Source organism: Flavobacteriales bacterium (assembly GCA_016700415.1).
GTDB lineage: Bacteria > Bacteroidota > Bacteroidia > Flavobacteriales_F > PHOS-HE28 > PHOS-HE28.
The window spans coordinates 2167073-2181931 of sequence record CP065018.1; the positions used below are offsets into that span (position 1 = coordinate 2167073).

Genomic DNA, 14859 nt, shown 5'->3' on the forward strand with positions numbered 1-14859 from the left:
CCTCCTTCGCCGAAACGGCTGCGAAGGCCGAGCTGGCTATGGCATGCTGGCGACGCGTTGCCGCGCCAACTTTTCCGACGAAAGGAAGGGTTCATCAGGATTTCCGTTGCGCGCGTTGCGAACGTTGCGGTCAATTTTCTCCGAGCTCTCTGCGGTTAAAAGCGCATCAAGCGAAGAGCGCCTTCAGTTCGCTCGCCTCCATCGGTTTCATCTTACCGGCCAGGATCAAGCGCAACTGCCTGCGGCGCAACGCGCCGTCGAAGCGGATCTTCTCCTCCTCGGTCACCGGGACCACCGGAGGGACGGGCACCGGCTTCCCTTGCTCATCGATGGCCACGAACGTGTAGATGGCGCTGTTGCATTTGATGCGCTCCCCACTGAACTGGTTCTCTGTCCACACGTCGGCCCATACTTCCATGCTGGTGCTGAACGCGCGGCTCACATGCGCCTTGATCGTCACCATGTCGCCGAGCTTGATGGGCACGTCGAAACTCACGTTGTTCACCGCGGCGGTCACCGTGATGCGATGGCAGTGCCGATGGGCGCTGATGGCGCAGCTCATGTCCAGCCACTTCAACAGCTGGCCACCGAAGAGGTTGTCCATCACGTTGGTGTCGTTGGGCAGCACGAACTGGGTGGTCTCGGAATAGCTGGTGGTCGTGGGCTTGGGGTCCATGGAACGGCGTTTATGGCCGCGAAAGTAGCGGCTTCATCCCCGTTAACTTGCGCTCACCCAGAAGGGGATCGCTCAAGACCATGACGATGCTGAAGATCGGTGACCACGCGCCAGAAGTTGAACTGTCCGACCAGAATAGCGACTTCTTCAAGCTCTCCGCCCTGCTCGGTAAAGGCCCGGTGGTGGTGTACTTCTACCCAAAGGACGATACACCGGTCTGCACCAAGGAGGCGTGCACCTTCCGCGACCGGCACGCCGAATTCACCGGGCTGGACGCGGTCATTGTCGGCATCAGCGATGATGATGTGGCCTCGCACAAGCGCTTCGCTACGGCGCATCGCTTGCCCTTCACGCTCCTCAGCGATGTGGACGGAAAGGCCCGTGAAGCTTTCGGGCTGCGGACTTTATTGGGGTTCAAGGCGCGGGCCACTTTCGTGATCGACACCGAAGGCATCATCCGGGCCGTGGTGGAGGACCGCCTCAGCGCAAAGCGGCATGTGCGCGAAGCCTTGGCGGCGCTGCGCGATCAAGGCTTGGCCAGGTCGTAGAAAAGCACGCGGCCATTGTCCGTGCCGGTGATGAACTTATCGTCGTGAAAGAGGCAAGGTGCCCTGTAGAGCTTGTCCTTGTTCTCGGGAAATGCGAGCGTTTGCAGGGCATTCCCATCGGGATCGGTGAAGATCACCGTGCCTTCCTTATCGGCATGTGCGGCCACATTCCCATGCTCCGCCTTGCCTTGCTGATAGAAGCGGTCAAAGTCCGAGTTGCCCTTTTTCAAGCCCAGGTCGCGTGTGCGGATCGCGTCCGGGATCCATTTGTACATCGCGAGCCGTTTGTCCTGCTTTTCGGTCTTCACGTCCCACACTTCCCGCGTGCCCGCGAATCCGATCAGTACCACGTATTCCCCATTGTCGTTGAACGCACCATGATACACCGTTGTGCTGCCATTCTCGTTGTACGGGAATTCCGCCACGCGTTTGCCGCTCTCCAGGTCCCGCAGTTCAGCACCGCGGTCGGTACCCATCAGGATCCGGTCACCCTTGGGCGCGATCGCCAAGCAGGTCACCTGGCCTTTGCCCAGATCAATGATCTTGGCGGGGGGATCAAGCACCACTTGGGCAGAGGCATGGAGAGTGATCAAGCCCAAGGCCAGCGCGCTAAGTAGAAGCTTCATGAAGTTTCGATGAGATGATGCTGTTCGCCGAGCCAGGCCAAAGCACTTTTCATGTCCGGGAACAATTTGGTCGGCCGCAGCGGGCGATTGTGCCGAACGAAGGCATTTGCGGCGAGCTGATGACCGAAATCACGCAGAACTATGGCATCCGCGGCAAGCACCCTGTCGCCTTCAGGGCCGCTGGCCAATGCCCGTGCCTCATTGGTGAGGGTGCTCCGATCTCCCACGGTGACCAACAGCAGGCCCTTACGGTCCTTACGTTCCCTACCGATGGTATCGAAAAGCTCGTGCACATCCTCCACACTGCCTAAAACGTCATTCTTGAAGTGGGCATGCACCACATCCCCTTCCAGGAAGGAAAGTTCAATGGCCTTCATATCGATCGTGCCTGGCATTTCTTGTTGAGCTACGTACACAAAATTAAGGCCAATGGACCGGGCGGATCACTTCACGAGCATCCAAGCATCCGGAGCTTCCTCCTTACGGACGGCCTCCAAGGCTTCCACTGCGGTTGACTTCAATGGATAGCTGCCATACGCAACGCGGTACAATCCGCCTTTCCGATCGACCAATGAGGCTGCAAAACCCTTGGCCTGAAGTTCGGATATGAAGCGGTCCGCGTTCTCCTTTTCCAGGAAGCAGCCACCAATGATGTGATATCGGGACTGAACGGCCGGTGTGTCCACGGCCGTGCTTTCCGGTTCAGCCTTTGCCGGCGCTTGGCCGAAGTCCACCACCACCGTGGCCACGTCCGGTCCTGCAATGGGCATTTCATGGATCCCGTGCATGTCCGCCGGTGCCGACCATATCGATGCTTCCACCGGAGCTGCCGTCTGTGCAAGAGGCGCTCCCGGAAGGACATATCGTGCCGGCTCATTACTTCGCAAAAGGTCGAAACCGCTCCATGCGATGCCTTTCGGACCGGAGGTGCCCACGACCCACCAAGTAGCGGCGGTCAGCAGGATGGCGATGGTGGCCGCTGCGGCCAGGAAGGCCGGGGTCCGCCTACTTTCTTCGGTATCAGCTTCCGGTTCAGCCAAGGGCACAGCGGCTGCTTTCGGCAGTATGTCCGGCCTTACTATGGGCACCGCCGCCACAGGGCGCAGACCGTACGCATCCTTGAGAAAATTCACGCGCCGATCCGGCTCGAACTGCAGATTCTGTTCGTGATCTAAAAAGAACGTGCCGACTTGAAGCACTTCCAGACGCCCTTGCCGTTGCAGCTTCTCGCTCCACTCCGTCACCTCCTCTTCGATCCTGGTCTTGGCCTGTTGGAAATCCAGCCCCTCTCGCCGCACCAGTTGGTCCACCAGCAGGCCATCCTGCCGCACGAGGTGTTTGTTGAAGCTGAGGTCCTTGGACGGCGGATGCACCAGATGGCGTTGCTCGTCCAATCGCGCCGGACGATAGTGGGTCAAAAAGCCGCCAAAGCCAGGCACGATCACGCAGTCATGCTGAAAGAGCAAGTGGTGTATGTCGCGATCGAGTGGCATGAGATGGGTCAAAACTAAGCGAATGGGCGGGCCGCTATAACCTTCCTGCGTTTATCGGTGGCCTTCCGCCATCCGCCTCGCCCGGTCCAGGTCCGCTAGCGTGTCCACGCAGAAAGAGGGATGCTCCGTGGGACCGACGCGCACCGGCACCCCGTTCTCCAACCAGCGCAGTTGTTCCAAGGATTCGGCAACCTCCAGCGTTGAAGGCGGCAATTGCACGATCCGTTCCAAGGACGCGGCGGTGTATGCGTACAGGCCAACATGCTTCAAATAGCGGAACTGCTCGTGGCGTGGCGCGGCCGTCGGGTTCCGGAGAAATGGGATCGCGGCACGACTGAAGTAGAGCGCGTTCATGTGTACGTCCACAGTGACGAGCACCTCGCCCGTGTCCTCCAGATCATGGTCGTCATTTACTCGTTGGGCCAAGGTGGCGATGGCAACTTCCGGCTGCCTGAGGCAGACGCATACCTCGTCGATCTGCTCAGGCTCGATGAACGGCTCATCACCTTGGATATTCGCCACGCCATCGAAGTTCCGGGCACCCATCAGTTCCAGCGCTTCCCAGCAGCGGTCCGTTCCGCTGGGATGGTCCGCGGAAGTCAACACGGCCTTGCCTCCGAACGCTTGTACATGGTCCACGATCCGCTGGTCATCCGTGGCCACAACAACGGCGGAAAGACTTTTGGACCGCTTGGCCTGTTCCACAACGCGCTGCACCATGCTCTTCCCGGCGATGTCCAGCAAAGGCTTTCCGGGAAGCCTGCTGCTGGCATACCGGGCGGGGATCACCCCGAGGATACGCTCCACTCCGGTCATATATCGAGCGCCAACATGATCTGGAAGCTCCGGGGTGCCTCGATCGCCATGGGCCGAATGGCATAGACCTCGTTGCTGAGGTTGTTCACGATGAACGAGGCCTTGAACTGCGTGGTGAGGGCATAGCCGACCCGTACATCCGTGATCCAATCACCCGTGGTGTGCGTTTCCATCCATTTTTCAATGCCCACATCCCCCAGATATCCGTACTTCTCGAACAGGATGAACGCTTCGTCGATGTTGCGCACATGGCTGTTGTACCGCACACTGACCCCTGCGGAATACCGCTTCCAGTCGGCCCCGACATCGCCGCGGAACAGGTCCTGCACCCGGAATTTGAGGACCTCGTCCTTGGTATACGAACTGGTGTTGGCATAGCTCACTTCCTCTACCGCGCCCGTGGTGGTGGTGTACCGGGCATAGGCCTCATCCGGTGTGGTGCTCACAGGCAGGGTGTGGGTGTAGCCCAGCAACAAGCCCAGTTCCACGGCCCCGACATTTCCCTTGCCGGCCAATTCCAATTCGGTGCCCGTGATGCGTGCACCGCCGGTATTGACGCTCTTGAAACCAAGCCCCACCAAGTTCGCAAGGGATCGGTCCTCGCCCCATTGGCCGAAGGTGAACTCCACATACCGGTCGAAATCTTGCCGGAACGCCACCAGGTCCACATAACCGGTGACGTTGCCGATCTTGAAGCCTTGCTTGACCCCGACCTCCATGTTCACGCTCGTCTCCGGTTGCAGATCGGGGTTGGGATAGATGTGCAGCGAGCCCACGGAGGTGAGGATGTAGCGCTCGCCGATGGTGGGGAAGCGGAACCCTTGCCCGTAACTGGCCCGCAGAAAGGTACCCTCGAACATCTGGTAGGTGGCCCCGGCACGGAAAACCGGTTCCGCCTGCTTGAAGTCATTCACCGTGAATTGCTCGTAGCGTACCCCGGCGCTCACCGCCACTTTGCCCATCAACTTCTTGTCCACCTGCAAGTAGCCCGCAAGGTTGGTGGCGGTGTTCTCCCCATCGCCTCCCCCATCGCCAACGTACAGCACCGAATGGCTGGAAACCTGCTGCCCCGTGACGCCCAAGGTCACCGTGGTCGGCCCGAAAAATTCGAATTTCTCCTGGTACTGATATTCGCCGTAGAGCATGTCGTTGGCATTGCTCTGATTGTTGTCATTTTCGAAATCCTGCCGGTACCAGCGGCCGTGCAGGCTGTGCCGCGTGCCCTTCGGGCCGGTGTATTCCACAAAAGGATCGAGATAGAACTGGGTACCGATCGTGTTGGTCATTGTGTTCGGCATGGGCCGGTAGAGGCCCTCGTTCAAATTATCCCAGAGGAAGACGCTGGTGCTGTGGCTCTTCATCACGTTCCCGCTTAGGCCGTAGTTAAGGCCCTTCAACTTCTGGTTGCGCCAGCGCGTGGCAAAATTGAACCGCACGCGATGGTCATAGCCGCCTTTCCCGAGCCGATAGGGATCCTTTCTGACCGTATCCGCCGGAACGCGCTCCGGTCCCACATAACCCTGATCGCCGAAGGCATTGCCTCCGATCACGAGGTCGAACTTTTTGAAGCGCTGGCCATGGTAAAAACTGGCCCCCGTGGTCAACGGCGGGCTGGGGCCCCACCACTTGGAATCCGGGTTCCCGGGCGTGTCATAGACTCCGCCGAAGACCGTCGCCCGTGTTTTGGGGGAATCGGTCGGCCAGCCCGTGCGGACGTTGATGACGCCGCTGAGGGCCGCGCTGCCGTATAGCACACTGCTCGCACCCTTGATCACCTCCACCTGCTCAATATCCTCGATCGGCAGCAACGACCAGTTCGGTCGCCCGATGTCCCCGCTGAGGATCGGCATGCCGTCCACCAGCATCATCACGCGGCTGCCCGCGCCGTAGCTGAATCCGCTGCCGGCACGGATCTGCGGGTCCTCATCCACCACCACTACACCCGGCACCTGATCCAGCGCACTGTTCAGGTTGGTGGTGTTTTTATCTCGTACGATCGACGCAGGCAGAACGCTCAAGGACTGGGTCACCTCGCCTACCCGCTGCTCGAACTTCCCCGCGCTCACCACCACCATGTCCAACTGCGAAGTGGAAGGGATCAACAGGACGTCCAAGTTCACCGTCCCGTCCGCTGGTACATCCACCGGCAGGCTGCGGTCCGCATAGCCGATGAAACGCGCTACGGCCGTGTAGTGCCCCGCAGGAAGGTTGATGGCAAACCGCCCGCTGTCATTGGTGCTCACCGCCTTGACACCGCCAAAGGAGACTACCGCGCCCGGAATGGCGGTACGGTCCTTGAAATCCCCGACAGAGCCGGTGACACGCCCACCCCGGGATGCGTCCGACTGAGCTTGCACGGTCAAGAGACCGAAGGTGGCCAGCACCATCGAAAAAATCCTCATCAAGTGTATTTTGGGCGACGTGCGTTGACGGCGAATGTAGCGATCGACAGCATGCAAACATGGATGACCGCCAATTGATCCACCGCATCGCGCTCTCGTTGCTCAAAGGCATCGGGCCGGTGAACGCGCGCAACCTCGTGGCCTATTGCGGTGGCGTGGATCCGCTTTTCACCGACAAGGCGGTACGGCGCTCGTTGGAAAAAGTGCCCGGTATCGGCAAGGTGCTGGCCGGTTCGATCCTCGGCAGCTCGGTGATCAAGGCCGCCGAGCGGGAGCTCGCCTTCGTGCGCACGAACAAGCTGCGGATGCTCTTCTACTTGGATGAGGATTTCCCCAAGCGCCTCCGCCATTGCGATGATGCGCCGGTGCTGCTCTTCGTGAAGGGGAAGGCGGAACTGGACCCGCCGCGCAGCGTCTCCATCGTGGGCACCCGCACGCCCACGGAACACGGCAAGCGCTTCTGCGAAGAGCTGGTGGAAGGCCTCGCCCCCAGTGGCGCGATGATCGTGAGCGGCCTGGCCTATGGCATCGACATCATCGCCCACCGATCGGCCTTGCGGAACGGGCTGAGCACCGTGGGCTGCGTGGCGCACGGTCTGGACAAGCTCTATCCCGGCGAGCACGCCGCCACTGCGAAAGAGATGTGTGGCCAAGGCGCCCTGATCAGCGAACTCACCAGCGGCTCCACCTTCGCACCGGGCAACTTCCCCGCGCGCAATCGCGTGATCGCGGGCCTCAGCGACTGCACCATCGTGGTGGAGAGCGGCCCCAAAGGCGGCTCCCTCATCACAGCAGACATCGCCGACAGCTACGACCGCGATGTAATGGCCTTCCCCGGCAGGCCCACCGACACGTACAGCACTGGCTGCAACCGTCTGATCCAGCAGAACAAGGCGCACCTGATCACCTGCGCACAGGACGTGCTGAAGCTGATGGAATGGCTGCCCGAGACCAAGAAGAAGGTCGCTGTCCAGAGCGCGCTGTTCACAGACCTGATGCCGGACGAACAGACACTGGTGGACCTCATCAAGGCGCAGGGCAAGATCGATATCGACACGCTCTGTTTCCGCAGCCAAATGCTGCCACATAAGGCCGCAGGCATCCTGCTGAACCTGGAGTTCAATGGCGTGGTGCGGAGTCTTCCGGGGAAGGTTTATGCGTTGAATTGAATTTGTAGTGCGGAGACCGAGTCTCCTAAATGCCGTTGCCGGATCCGCTCAAAAGCACGAGACATCCGCTTGGAACGCAGAGTACCGAAGGCAGAAGTCTCGCGCCAAAGTGTGCTTGACCCTTGGCATGACGTACATCAGAACCAGTATCCGATGAATGACGACTTTTGGTGCGCATGTCCATCCACCCCGATCACGAAATGAAACGAACCATTTCAGCCGTCACGTTGCTGCTCCTGTGCAGCCTTGCTTCCCAAGCGCAGAACATTGCCAGTGTGGCCAATGGCCTCTACTACATGCCCACGACGTGGGACTGCCTCTGCCTCCCGACGCCGGGCATGCACATCACCATCAACCACCAGGTGACCTTGAACAACGACCTGGGACCTCTTTCAGGCTCCATCACCATCAATGCTTCGGGGGCGCTGATCCAGGATGCCGTACCACGCAGCATGCTCATGACCGGTGGCGCCTTCTCTAACAGCGGAAACTTCAGCATCGACCTCATGCAGGTGCAAGGGGGCAGTTTCACAAACTCGGGGACCGCACAGATCAGGTCCTATGCCAACTATGCCGCCATTGAGAACACCGGCACCATCAGCGGCACGGACAGTTTGCTCAACATGGGGTCGTACACCAACAGCGGTGCATTGGAGCATGCCACCATCTACACGGGGCTGACCTTCAATAACCTCGGCACCGTGACGGGGGTGGACAGCTTGTACAACCAAGGCACCCTGACCAACGGGCCGACGGCGCACATTACGGCCGACAGCCTGTACAATGCGGGGAACCTGACGAACGACGGGATCCTGGAGCATGTCGCCTTCACCAATGCGGGCACCTACACCAATAATGGCGAGGTCCAGTTCAATGACATGACCAATCGCGCAGGGGTGTTCCACAACTACGGGACCCTCACGGGCACGGGCAGCATGACCAATGCCGACGATTTCTTCAATTACCCCGGAGGTGCGGTGACATTGGCGGTAAGTTTTTTGAACGGGTCACTGACCGTTCCACCCTTGCCGGCGGCCGTGTTCACGAACGACGGGACGGTGACCATCGGTGACAGTTGGTACAATTTCGACCTGGTGACCGGGGATTCCTCGGGTTACTGGAGCGTGCAGGACTCATCGGTCAATGCCGGGAACATGACCGGTGATTTCCAGTTCTGCGACCAGACCCCGTTGTCCCTGAATTTCCCGGTGGTGGACTACAATTTAGGCACTGTGGCCCCCTCGGTCCGGTTCTGCCAATTGATCACTTCGGTCGGCGTTGGGGAAAAGGATGTGCTCAGCGTCTTCCCGAACCCCACAACGGATCTCGTTTCCGTGCAATTACCCACTGGGAAGCGGTCTTCAGCCGTGATCGTGACGGACATGGCCGGCAAGCGCATGGCCGCGCCTGTTGCGTACACCTCCGGGCCCGAAAAGTTGAGCGTAGATCTGACCGGCCTTGCGCAAGGGATGTATTTGTTGGAAGTCCGAGCTGAAGGTCAGCGCTACAGGACGGTGGTGGTGAAGCGGTAGTACCTGAAGCTCCGAAAGGGTCTCCGATCCAGAGGCGGAGCCTGAACAGGTCAATCAACGCTGAAGTAGTCCGCGCTCTGGTACCTACCTGTGGCTTCCTTTACCAACTGCATGAGGATGTCGTTGGCCAAACTGCTGGCACCGAAGCAGAACCAGTGGTTGTCCAACCATTCCGGGCCGAGTTCCTCTTTCACCATCATCAGATAGTGCAGCGCCTGCTTGCTCTATTGGGGGACACTACTGCTCCGGCTTGTCCTTATCCGTCTTGAACCCTACCACCGGCCTGTGTTTCTTCTTTTCCTTTGCGATCTGTACAAGCAGCAAGCGGTTGCGTTCCTCCGCCTGCATTTTCTTCAGCAGGTTGAAGACCACCTTGATGTCACGGGTGTTATGCGTTACCGTGCCGCGCAGCTTCTCCAACTGCAACAAGAGTTCCTTGTGCGTGGAGAGCACTTCGCGCATGCGGGTAAAGAGGCGGATGACCTGAATGTTCACTGCGATGGCACGCGGACTATTGAGCACGCTGGAGAGTTGTGCGATGCCTTGCTCAGTGAAGGCCATTGGCGCATAGCGCGTTCCGCCCCAACTTGAGGTGCCAAGTTGGCTCCTCAAGTTCTCGAACTCCTCGGTGCTCAACTCGAACATGAAGTCCAAGGGGAAGCGTTCGATGTTGCGCTTCACCTGCCGTTTGAGGTACTTGGTCTCTACTTCGTAGAGTTCGGCCAAGTCTTGGTCGAGCATCACCTTCACCCCTCTGAACTCGAGGATAACGCTTTCGATGCGATCAGAAGAAACGAGCTCTTTCATAGGCGGAAGTCTCGTGTCAAACCGACATTCAACGACGATCAATCCACGCTGAAGTAGTCCGCGCTCTGGTACCTGCCGGTGGCCTCTTTCTCCAGCTGCATGAGGATGTCGTTGGCCAAGCTGCTGGCACCGAAACGGAACCAGTGGTTGTCCAGCCATTCGGGGCCGAGTTCCTCCTTCACCATCATCAGGTAGTGCAGTGCCTGCTTGCTGGTGCGGATCCCGCCAGCGGGCTTCATCGCGATCATTACGCCGGTCTTCAAATAGTGGTCGCGGATGGCGTGCAGCATCACCAGCGTTACTTCCATGGTGGCGGCGGGGCTGATCTTGCCCGTGCTGGTCTTGATGAAATCGGCCCCGGCCGCGATGGCGATATCGCTCGCCAAGCGCACCTTGTCGTAAGTGCCGAGTTCGCCGGTCTCCAAGATCACCTTCAGCCGCGCCTCGCCACAGACCTCCTTCACCGCGGCGATCTCATCGGCTACGAAATTGTACTCGCCGCTGTGGAAATGACCGCGGGAGATCACCATGTCGATCTCGTCGGCACCTTCGCTGACAGCGAATTTGGTGTCGGCGATCTTCACGGCTTTGGGCGCCTGTCCGCTGGGGAAGGCGGTGGCCACGGCGGCCACTTTCACGCCGCTGTCACCTAAGGCCTTCTTGGCGGTCTTCACCAAGGTGGGATACACGCAGATGGCGGCCACGGTGGGCAGGCCGGGAAGCGAGTCGTGCAGGTGGATGCCCTTGTAGCAGAGCTGGCGCACCTTGCCGGGCGTGTCCGCGCCTTCGAGCGTAGTGAGGTCGATCATGCTCAGGGCGAGCTTCATCCCCTGCACCTTCGTTTCCTTTTTGATGCTGCGCGTCTTGATGCGGGCGACGCGCTCCTCGATGCCCACTTGGTCGATGGTGGGGATATGACCGGGCGCGGGAATGGCGCGCGTCATGCTCTTCTGTACGGTATTGCTCATGCTACCGCCAAAGATAAGATGAAGACCAATGGTTCGTGAAGCATCGGGGCCTTCACGAATGCCTCATTAGCGGTACCTTCGCGGCCCGAAACATGACAAACGTCCCGGAGCATATCCACCCCATTGCCGATCGCCTGCTCCAGCGGGCCGACAAGGAGACCTTGTTGGGCCAACGTGGCTGCGTGGTCTGGATGACCGGGCTGAGCGGCAGCGGAAAAAGCACCATCGCCATCGCGCTGGAACAACGCCTCCACACCGAAGGCCGCTACGCCGTGGTGCTCGATGGGGACAATGTCCGTGCCGGGATCAACAACAACCTCGGCTTCAGCGATGCTGACCGCTCGGAGAACATCCGCCGCGTCGCCGAGGTGGCCAAGCTGTTCGCACAGAACGGCGCCGTGGTGATCTGCTGCTTCGTAAGCCCGACCGTCGCCATCCGCGAGCAGGCCCGCTCGATCATCGGAGAGGCCGACTTTTCGGAGATCTTCGTGGATACCCCGCTGGAAGAATGCGAACGCCGCGACGTGAAAGGACTTTATGCCAAGGCACGCGCAGGCGAGATCAAGGATTTTACCGGCATCAGCGCACCCTTTGAGCCTCCGCCATTCCCCGCCCTGCACCTGACGACCGTGGGCCGCAGCGCGGACGTGGCGGCGGAGAAACTGTTCCAATACCTCTTGCCGCGCATCAAACGGAATTGACACACATGCATTCCTACCGACTGACCCATTTGAAAGAACTCGAAAGCGAGAGCATGCACATCCTCCGGGAAGTGGCCTCGCAGTTCGACAACCCCACGCTGCTGTTCAGTGGCGGCAAGGACAGCATTCTCTGCTTCCATCTCGCGCGCAAGGCGTTCTTCCCCGCCAAGGTGCCCTTCCCATTACTGCATGTGGACACGGGCCACAACTTCAGTGAGACCATCGAGTTCCGCGACCGCTTGGTGAAGGAGCAAGGTGCAACATTGCTGGTGGGCAGCGTGCAGAAGAGCATCGACGAGGGCAAGGTGCAGGAGGAGACGGGATTCCATGCCAGCCGGAACAAGCTGCAGATAGGCACCCTGCTGGAGGCCATCGAAACGAACAAGATCGACTGCGCCATCGGCGGTGCCCGCCGCGATGAGGAGAAGGCCCGTGCCAAGGAGCGCGTCTTCAGCCACCGCGATGAGTTCGGCCAATGGGACCCGAAAAACCAGCGCCCGGAACTCTGGAATTTGTACAACGGCAGAAAGCGTCCGGGCGAGCATTTCCGCGCGTTCCCCATCAGCAACTGGACGGAGATGGACGTGTGGCAATACATCCTGCTGGAGAACATCGATATCCCGAACATCTACTTCAGCCATGAGCGCGAAGTATTCAAGCGCGACGGCGTGCTCTATGCCAACTCGCCCTTCATGCATCTGAAGCCGACTGAAAAACCCTTCATGAAGCGCGTCCGCTTCCGCACCATCGGTGACATGAGCTGCACCGGCGCGGTGGATTCACCGGCATCAACGCTCGAAGAGATCATCGAGGAAGTGGCTTCCACACGTACTACTGAGCGCGGCACGCGCATGGACGATAAGCGCAGTGAGGCGGCTATGGAGGACAGGAAGAAAGAAGGATATTTCTAGATCCGTTACGGGTTAACAGGTTACGGGTTAACGGGTTCGCAACGCTTACCAACACCTCAACCCGTAACTCCTAACAGACCAACACGCCAACCCGTAACTCGTCAACTCGCAACACGCCAACAGCAATAATGAGCAATAATTCTTCCCACGGCTATTTGGACATGGACCTCCTGCGCTTCACAACGGCGGGCAGCGTGGATGACGGCAAGAGCACATTGATCGGGCGCCTGCTGTACGACAGCCGTGCGATCTTCGACGACCAGATGGAGGCCGTGGAACAAGCCAGCTCCAAGCGCGGCAGCGGTGAGGTGGACCTGAGCCTGCTGACCGACGGCCTCCGCGCCGAGCGCGAACAAGGCATCACGATCGATGTGGCCTACCGCTACTTCGCCACGCCCAAGCGCAAGTTCATCATCGCCGATACGCCGGGGCACATCCAGTACACGCGCAACATGGTGACCGGCGCGAGCACCGCGAACCTCGCGATCATACTCGTGGATGCCCGCAAAGGCATTCAAGAGCAGACCAACCGCCACGCCTTCATCGCTTCGTTGCTGGGCATTCCGCACGTGGTGTTCTGCATCAACAAGATGGACCTCGTGGACTATGACGAGGCGGTTTTCAAGAAGATCCAGAGCGAGTTGGAGGACTTCAGTAGCAAACTGGAAGCCCGGGACCTCAATTTCATCCCCATCAGCGCGCTGAAGGGCGACAACGTGGTACACCGCAGCGCACGCATGGACTGGTACCAAGGCTCCACCCTGATGTACCTGCTGGAGAACATCCACATCGCGGGCGACCTCAACCACATCGACCGCCGCTTCCCCGTGCAGCACGTGATCCGTCCGATGACCGATGAGTGGCATGACTTCCGCGGTTTCGCAGGCCAGATCACCGGCGGCATTTTCCGCACGGGGGACGCTGTGCAGGTACTTCCCAGCGGATTCCAAAGCACCATCAAGAGCATTCACTTGGGCGAGCGTGAAGTAGTGGAGGCCTTCGCGCCGCAAAGCGTAGTGATGGCGCTCTCCGACGAGATCGACATCAGCCGCGGCGATATGATCGTGAGCCCGCACAACCTGCCGCATAGCAGCCAGGACATCGACGTGATGCTCTGCTGGCTGAACGAACGCCCGCTACAGCCCAATGGCAAGTATGCGGTGAAGCACACCACCCGTGACGCACGCTGCATGGTGAAGGAGGTGACCTATAAGATGGACATCAACACCTTGCGCAAGAATGAGGATGACAAGGTGATCGGAATGAACGACATCGGTCGCGTGCAGCTTCGCACCACCGTGCCCCTTCACTTCGACAACTACACGCGCAATAGGAATTCCGGCAGCTTGATCCTCATCGATGAGGGCACCAACGAAACAGTGGCGGCGGGGATGATCCTGTGATCCTACCTCCGGACCCGCCAGCTCAGCAAGCCGTAGCCAAATAGCGCGCCCGCTGCGTCCGCCAGCAGGTCCAGCACATCACCTTGCCGGCCTTGGCCCATGGCCTGCTGTAAAAGCTCGATCACGCCACCGTAGGCGATCGCCAGCACGGCACCAAGGGCCCGCGGGCCGATGCGGAACCGCCACCTCATGCTTGCCAAGGCCAAGCCCAGCAACAGGCTTTGCATCCCGAAAAGGAAGGCATGCACGAACTTGTCCAATTGCACCTGCTCGGCCCAAGGCCAAGCCGGCACGTCACGGCCCGGCATCAGGGTGAGCACGAGCACCGCCACGGCCCAGAGCGTGGCCGGTAGCCAAGCGTGCCGCCGGATCAGCGCTCGCATGGGGCAAGCGCGAAAGGAGGCATATCAACCAATGGACTCTTGGTACTGCTCGGCGGACAGGAGACCCTCCAACTCAGCGGCGTCCTTGATCTTCACCTTCACGATCCAGCCGCTGCCGTAAGGGTCCTTGTTCACGGCCGCAGGGTCGTCCGCCAATGCCGCATTCACCTCCGTCACCGTTCCGCTGACGGGCATGAACAGGTCGCTCACCGTCTTCACCGCCTCGATGGTTCCGAAGACCGATTCCTGAGCCACATCCTGTCCTTCCGTGTTGATGTCCACGAATACGATGTCGCCGAGCTCGCTTTGGGCATGGTCAGTGATTCCGATAACGGCCACCTCACCTTCAACGCGGACCCATTCGTGGTCCTTGGTGTACTTCAGTTCAGCTGGGATATTCATTGTTTTGCTTTGGATTGGGTTG

General features: G+C 59.6%; 17 protein-coding genes. 6 read left to right on the forward strand and 11 right to left on the reverse strand.

Going from position 1 to position 14859, the window contains the following annotated elements:
* Nucleotides 1-166: 166 nt before the first annotated feature.
* Nucleotides 167-676 carry an acyl-CoA thioesterase gene (locus tag IPP95_09040; GenBank protein QQS71340.1) on the reverse strand — a complete coding sequence of 170 codons (510 nt, stop codon included), beginning with the start codon at nucleotides 674-676 and terminating at the stop codon, nucleotides 167-169.
* Between the two features lie 86 nt (nucleotides 677-762).
* Between IPP95_09040 and IPP95_09045 the strand changes: the two genes are divergently transcribed.
* Nucleotides 763-1224, forward strand: coding sequence for a peroxiredoxin (locus IPP95_09045; protein QQS74236.1), 462 nt, complete (start codon nucleotides 763-765; stop codon nucleotides 1222-1224).
* Here the strand turns inward: IPP95_09045 and IPP95_09050 are convergent.
* The 5 genes from IPP95_09050 to IPP95_09070 are packed head-to-tail and all read right to left on the reverse strand — an operon-like array spanning nucleotide 1203 to nucleotide 6561.
* Nucleotides 1203-1850, reverse strand: coding sequence for a hypothetical protein (locus tag IPP95_09050; protein ID QQS71341.1), 648 nt, complete (start codon nucleotides 1848-1850; stop codon nucleotides 1203-1205). The two genes, IPP95_09045 and IPP95_09050, sit on opposite strands and share 22 nt — an antisense overlap.
* Nucleotides 1847-2245 (reverse strand): hypothetical protein, encoded by a 399-nt coding sequence (locus IPP95_09055; protein QQS71342.1) that lies wholly within the window; start codon nucleotides 2243-2245, stop codon nucleotides 1847-1849. Before IPP95_09055 ends, IPP95_09050 begins: the two co-directional genes overlap by 4 nt.
* Nucleotides 2246-2293: 48 nt before the next feature.
* Nucleotides 2294-3343, reverse strand: a complete 1050-nt coding sequence (locus IPP95_09060; protein QQS71343.1) for an SPOR domain-containing protein — start codon at nucleotides 3341-3343, stop codon at nucleotides 2294-2296.
* Nucleotides 3344-3394: 51 nt separating this feature from the next.
* The gene (gene kdsB, locus IPP95_09065; GenBank protein QQS71344.1) at nucleotides 3395-4159 is read right to left on the reverse strand and encodes a 3-deoxy-manno-octulosonate cytidylyltransferase; all 765 of its coding nucleotides are present in this window, start codon (nucleotides 4157-4159) and stop codon (nucleotides 3395-3397) included.
* Nucleotides 4156-6561, reverse strand: coding sequence for a TonB-dependent receptor (locus IPP95_09070; GenBank protein ID QQS71345.1), 2406 nt, complete (start codon nucleotides 6559-6561; stop codon nucleotides 4156-4158). Before IPP95_09070 ends, kdsB begins: the two co-directional genes overlap by 4 nt.
* 59 nt (nucleotides 6562-6620) lie before the next feature.
* Here IPP95_09070 and dprA point away from each other — a divergent pair, with 59 nt between their 5' ends.
* Both dprA and IPP95_09080 read left to right on the forward strand, forming a co-directional pair.
* On the forward strand, nucleotides 6621-7730 hold the full coding sequence (gene dprA / locus IPP95_09075; protein QQS71346.1) for a DNA-protecting protein DprA: 1110 nt from the start codon (nucleotides 6621-6623) through the stop codon (nucleotides 7728-7730).
* A 200-nt stretch (nucleotides 7731-7930) separates the two neighbouring features.
* Entirely contained in the window at nucleotides 7931-9262 is a 1332-nt protein-coding gene (locus IPP95_09080; GenBank protein ID QQS71347.1) for a T9SS type A sorting domain-containing protein, read from the forward strand.
* Nucleotides 9263-9312: 50 nt separating this feature from the next.
* On the opposite strand, the gene IPP95_09085 is transcribed toward IPP95_09080, so the two are convergent.
* From IPP95_09085 to deoC, 3 genes are read right to left on the reverse strand one after another with little or no spacing between them, the layout of a single operon-like run.
* On the reverse strand, nucleotides 9313-9462 hold the full coding sequence (locus IPP95_09085; GenBank protein QQS71348.1) for a hypothetical protein: 150 nt from the start codon (nucleotides 9460-9462) through the stop codon (nucleotides 9313-9315).
* Nucleotides 9463-9499: 37 nt separating this feature from the next.
* Nucleotides 9500-10069, reverse strand: a complete 570-nt coding sequence (locus tag IPP95_09090; protein ID QQS71349.1) for an ORF6N domain-containing protein — start codon at nucleotides 10067-10069, stop codon at nucleotides 9500-9502.
* 38 nt (nucleotides 10070-10107) lie between these two features.
* Nucleotides 10108-11013 carry a deoxyribose-phosphate aldolase gene (gene deoC / locus IPP95_09095; protein ID QQS74237.1) on the reverse strand — a complete coding sequence of 302 codons (906 nt, stop codon included), beginning with the start codon at nucleotides 11011-11013 and terminating at the stop codon, nucleotides 10108-10110.
* Nucleotides 11014-11129: 116 nt separating this feature from the next.
* On the opposite strand from deoC, the gene cysC reads away from it, so the two are divergent.
* The 3 genes from cysC (at nucleotide 11130) to IPP95_09110 (ending at nucleotide 14052) form a co-directional block, all read left to right on the forward strand.
* A complete protein-coding gene (cysC, locus tag IPP95_09100) occupies nucleotides 11130-11738 on the forward strand; it encodes an adenylyl-sulfate kinase (GenBank protein ID QQS71350.1) in 609 nt (202 codons plus the stop codon).
* A gap of 5 nt (nucleotides 11739-11743) precedes the next feature.
* Entirely contained in the window at nucleotides 11744-12649 is a 906-nt protein-coding gene (cysD, locus tag IPP95_09105) for a sulfate adenylyltransferase subunit CysD (GenBank protein ID QQS71351.1), read from the forward strand.
* A gap of 128 nt (nucleotides 12650-12777) precedes the next feature.
* A complete protein-coding gene (locus IPP95_09110) occupies nucleotides 12778-14052 on the forward strand; it encodes a GTP-binding protein (protein ID QQS71352.1) in 1275 nt (424 codons plus the stop codon).
* A gap of 2 nt (nucleotides 14053-14054) precedes the next feature.
* Here the strand turns inward: IPP95_09110 and IPP95_09115 are convergent, their stop codons facing one another.
* Together IPP95_09115 and gcvH are read right to left on the reverse strand one after the other, a co-directional pair.
* Nucleotides 14055-14435: a VanZ family protein gene (locus IPP95_09115; protein ID QQS71353.1), complete on the reverse strand. Its 381-nt coding sequence runs from the start codon at nucleotides 14433-14435 to the stop codon at nucleotides 14055-14057.
* Nucleotides 14436-14459: 24 nt separating this feature from the next.
* The gene (gene gcvH, locus IPP95_09120; GenBank protein QQS71354.1) at nucleotides 14460-14837 is read right to left on the reverse strand and encodes a glycine cleavage system protein GcvH; all 378 of its coding nucleotides are present in this window, start codon (nucleotides 14835-14837) and stop codon (nucleotides 14460-14462) included.
* Nucleotides 14838-14859 lie beyond the last annotated feature (22 nt).

Excerpts from the sequence above, each read along its gene's own strand:
- IPP95_09085 (QQS71348.1), bottom strand. The coding sequence starts at position 9,462 with ATGATGGTGAAAGAGGAACTCGGCCCGGAATGGTTGGACAACCACTGG.
- dprA (QQS71346.1), top strand. The coding sequence starts at position 6,621 with ATGGATGACCGCCAATTGATCCACCGCATCGCGCTCTCGTTGCTCAAA.
- IPP95_09090 (QQS71349.1), bottom strand. The coding sequence starts at position 10,069 with ATGAAAGAGCTCGTTTCTTCTGATCGCATCGAAAGCGTTATCCTCGAG.
- gcvH (QQS71354.1), bottom strand. The coding sequence starts at position 14,837 with ATGAATATCCCAGCTGAACTGAAGTACACCAAGGACCACGAATGGGTC.
- IPP95_09110 (QQS71352.1), top strand. The coding sequence starts at position 12,778 with ATGAGCAATAATTCTTCCCACGGCTATTTGGACATGGACCTCCTGCGC.
- cysC (QQS71350.1), top strand. The coding sequence starts at position 11,130 with ATGACAAACGTCCCGGAGCATATCCACCCCATTGCCGATCGCCTGCTC.
- IPP95_09070 (QQS71345.1), bottom strand. The coding sequence starts at position 6,561 with ATGAGGATTTTTTCGATGGTGCTGGCCACCTTCGGTCTCTTGACCGTG.
- IPP95_09055 (QQS71342.1), bottom strand. The coding sequence starts at position 2,245 with ATGCCAGGCACGATCGATATGAAGGCCATTGAACTTTCCTTCCTGGAA.
- IPP95_09060 (QQS71343.1), bottom strand. The coding sequence starts at position 3,343 with ATGCCACTCGATCGCGACATACACCACTTGCTCTTTCAGCATGACTGC.
- IPP95_09045 (QQS74236.1), top strand. The coding sequence starts at position 763 with ATGCTGAAGATCGGTGACCACGCGCCAGAAGTTGAACTGTCCGACCAG.
- IPP95_09080 (QQS71347.1), top strand. The coding sequence starts at position 7,931 with ATGAAACGAACCATTTCAGCCGTCACGTTGCTGCTCCTGTGCAGCCTT.
- IPP95_09040 (QQS71340.1), bottom strand. The coding sequence starts at position 676 with ATGGACCCCAAGCCCACGACCACCAGCTATTCCGAGACCACCCAGTTC.
- deoC (QQS74237.1), bottom strand. The coding sequence starts at position 11,013 with ATGACGCGCGCCATTCCCGCGCCCGGTCATATCCCCACCATCGACCAA.
- kdsB (QQS71344.1), bottom strand. The coding sequence starts at position 4,159 with ATGACCGGAGTGGAGCGTATCCTCGGGGTGATCCCCGCCCGGTATGCC.
- IPP95_09115 (QQS71353.1), bottom strand. The coding sequence starts at position 14,435 with ATGCGAGCGCTGATCCGGCGGCACGCTTGGCTACCGGCCACGCTCTGG.
- cysD (QQS71351.1), top strand. The coding sequence starts at position 11,744 with ATGCATTCCTACCGACTGACCCATTTGAAAGAACTCGAAAGCGAGAGC.
- IPP95_09050 (QQS71341.1), bottom strand. The coding sequence starts at position 1,850 with ATGAAGCTTCTACTTAGCGCGCTGGCCTTGGGCTTGATCACTCTCCAT.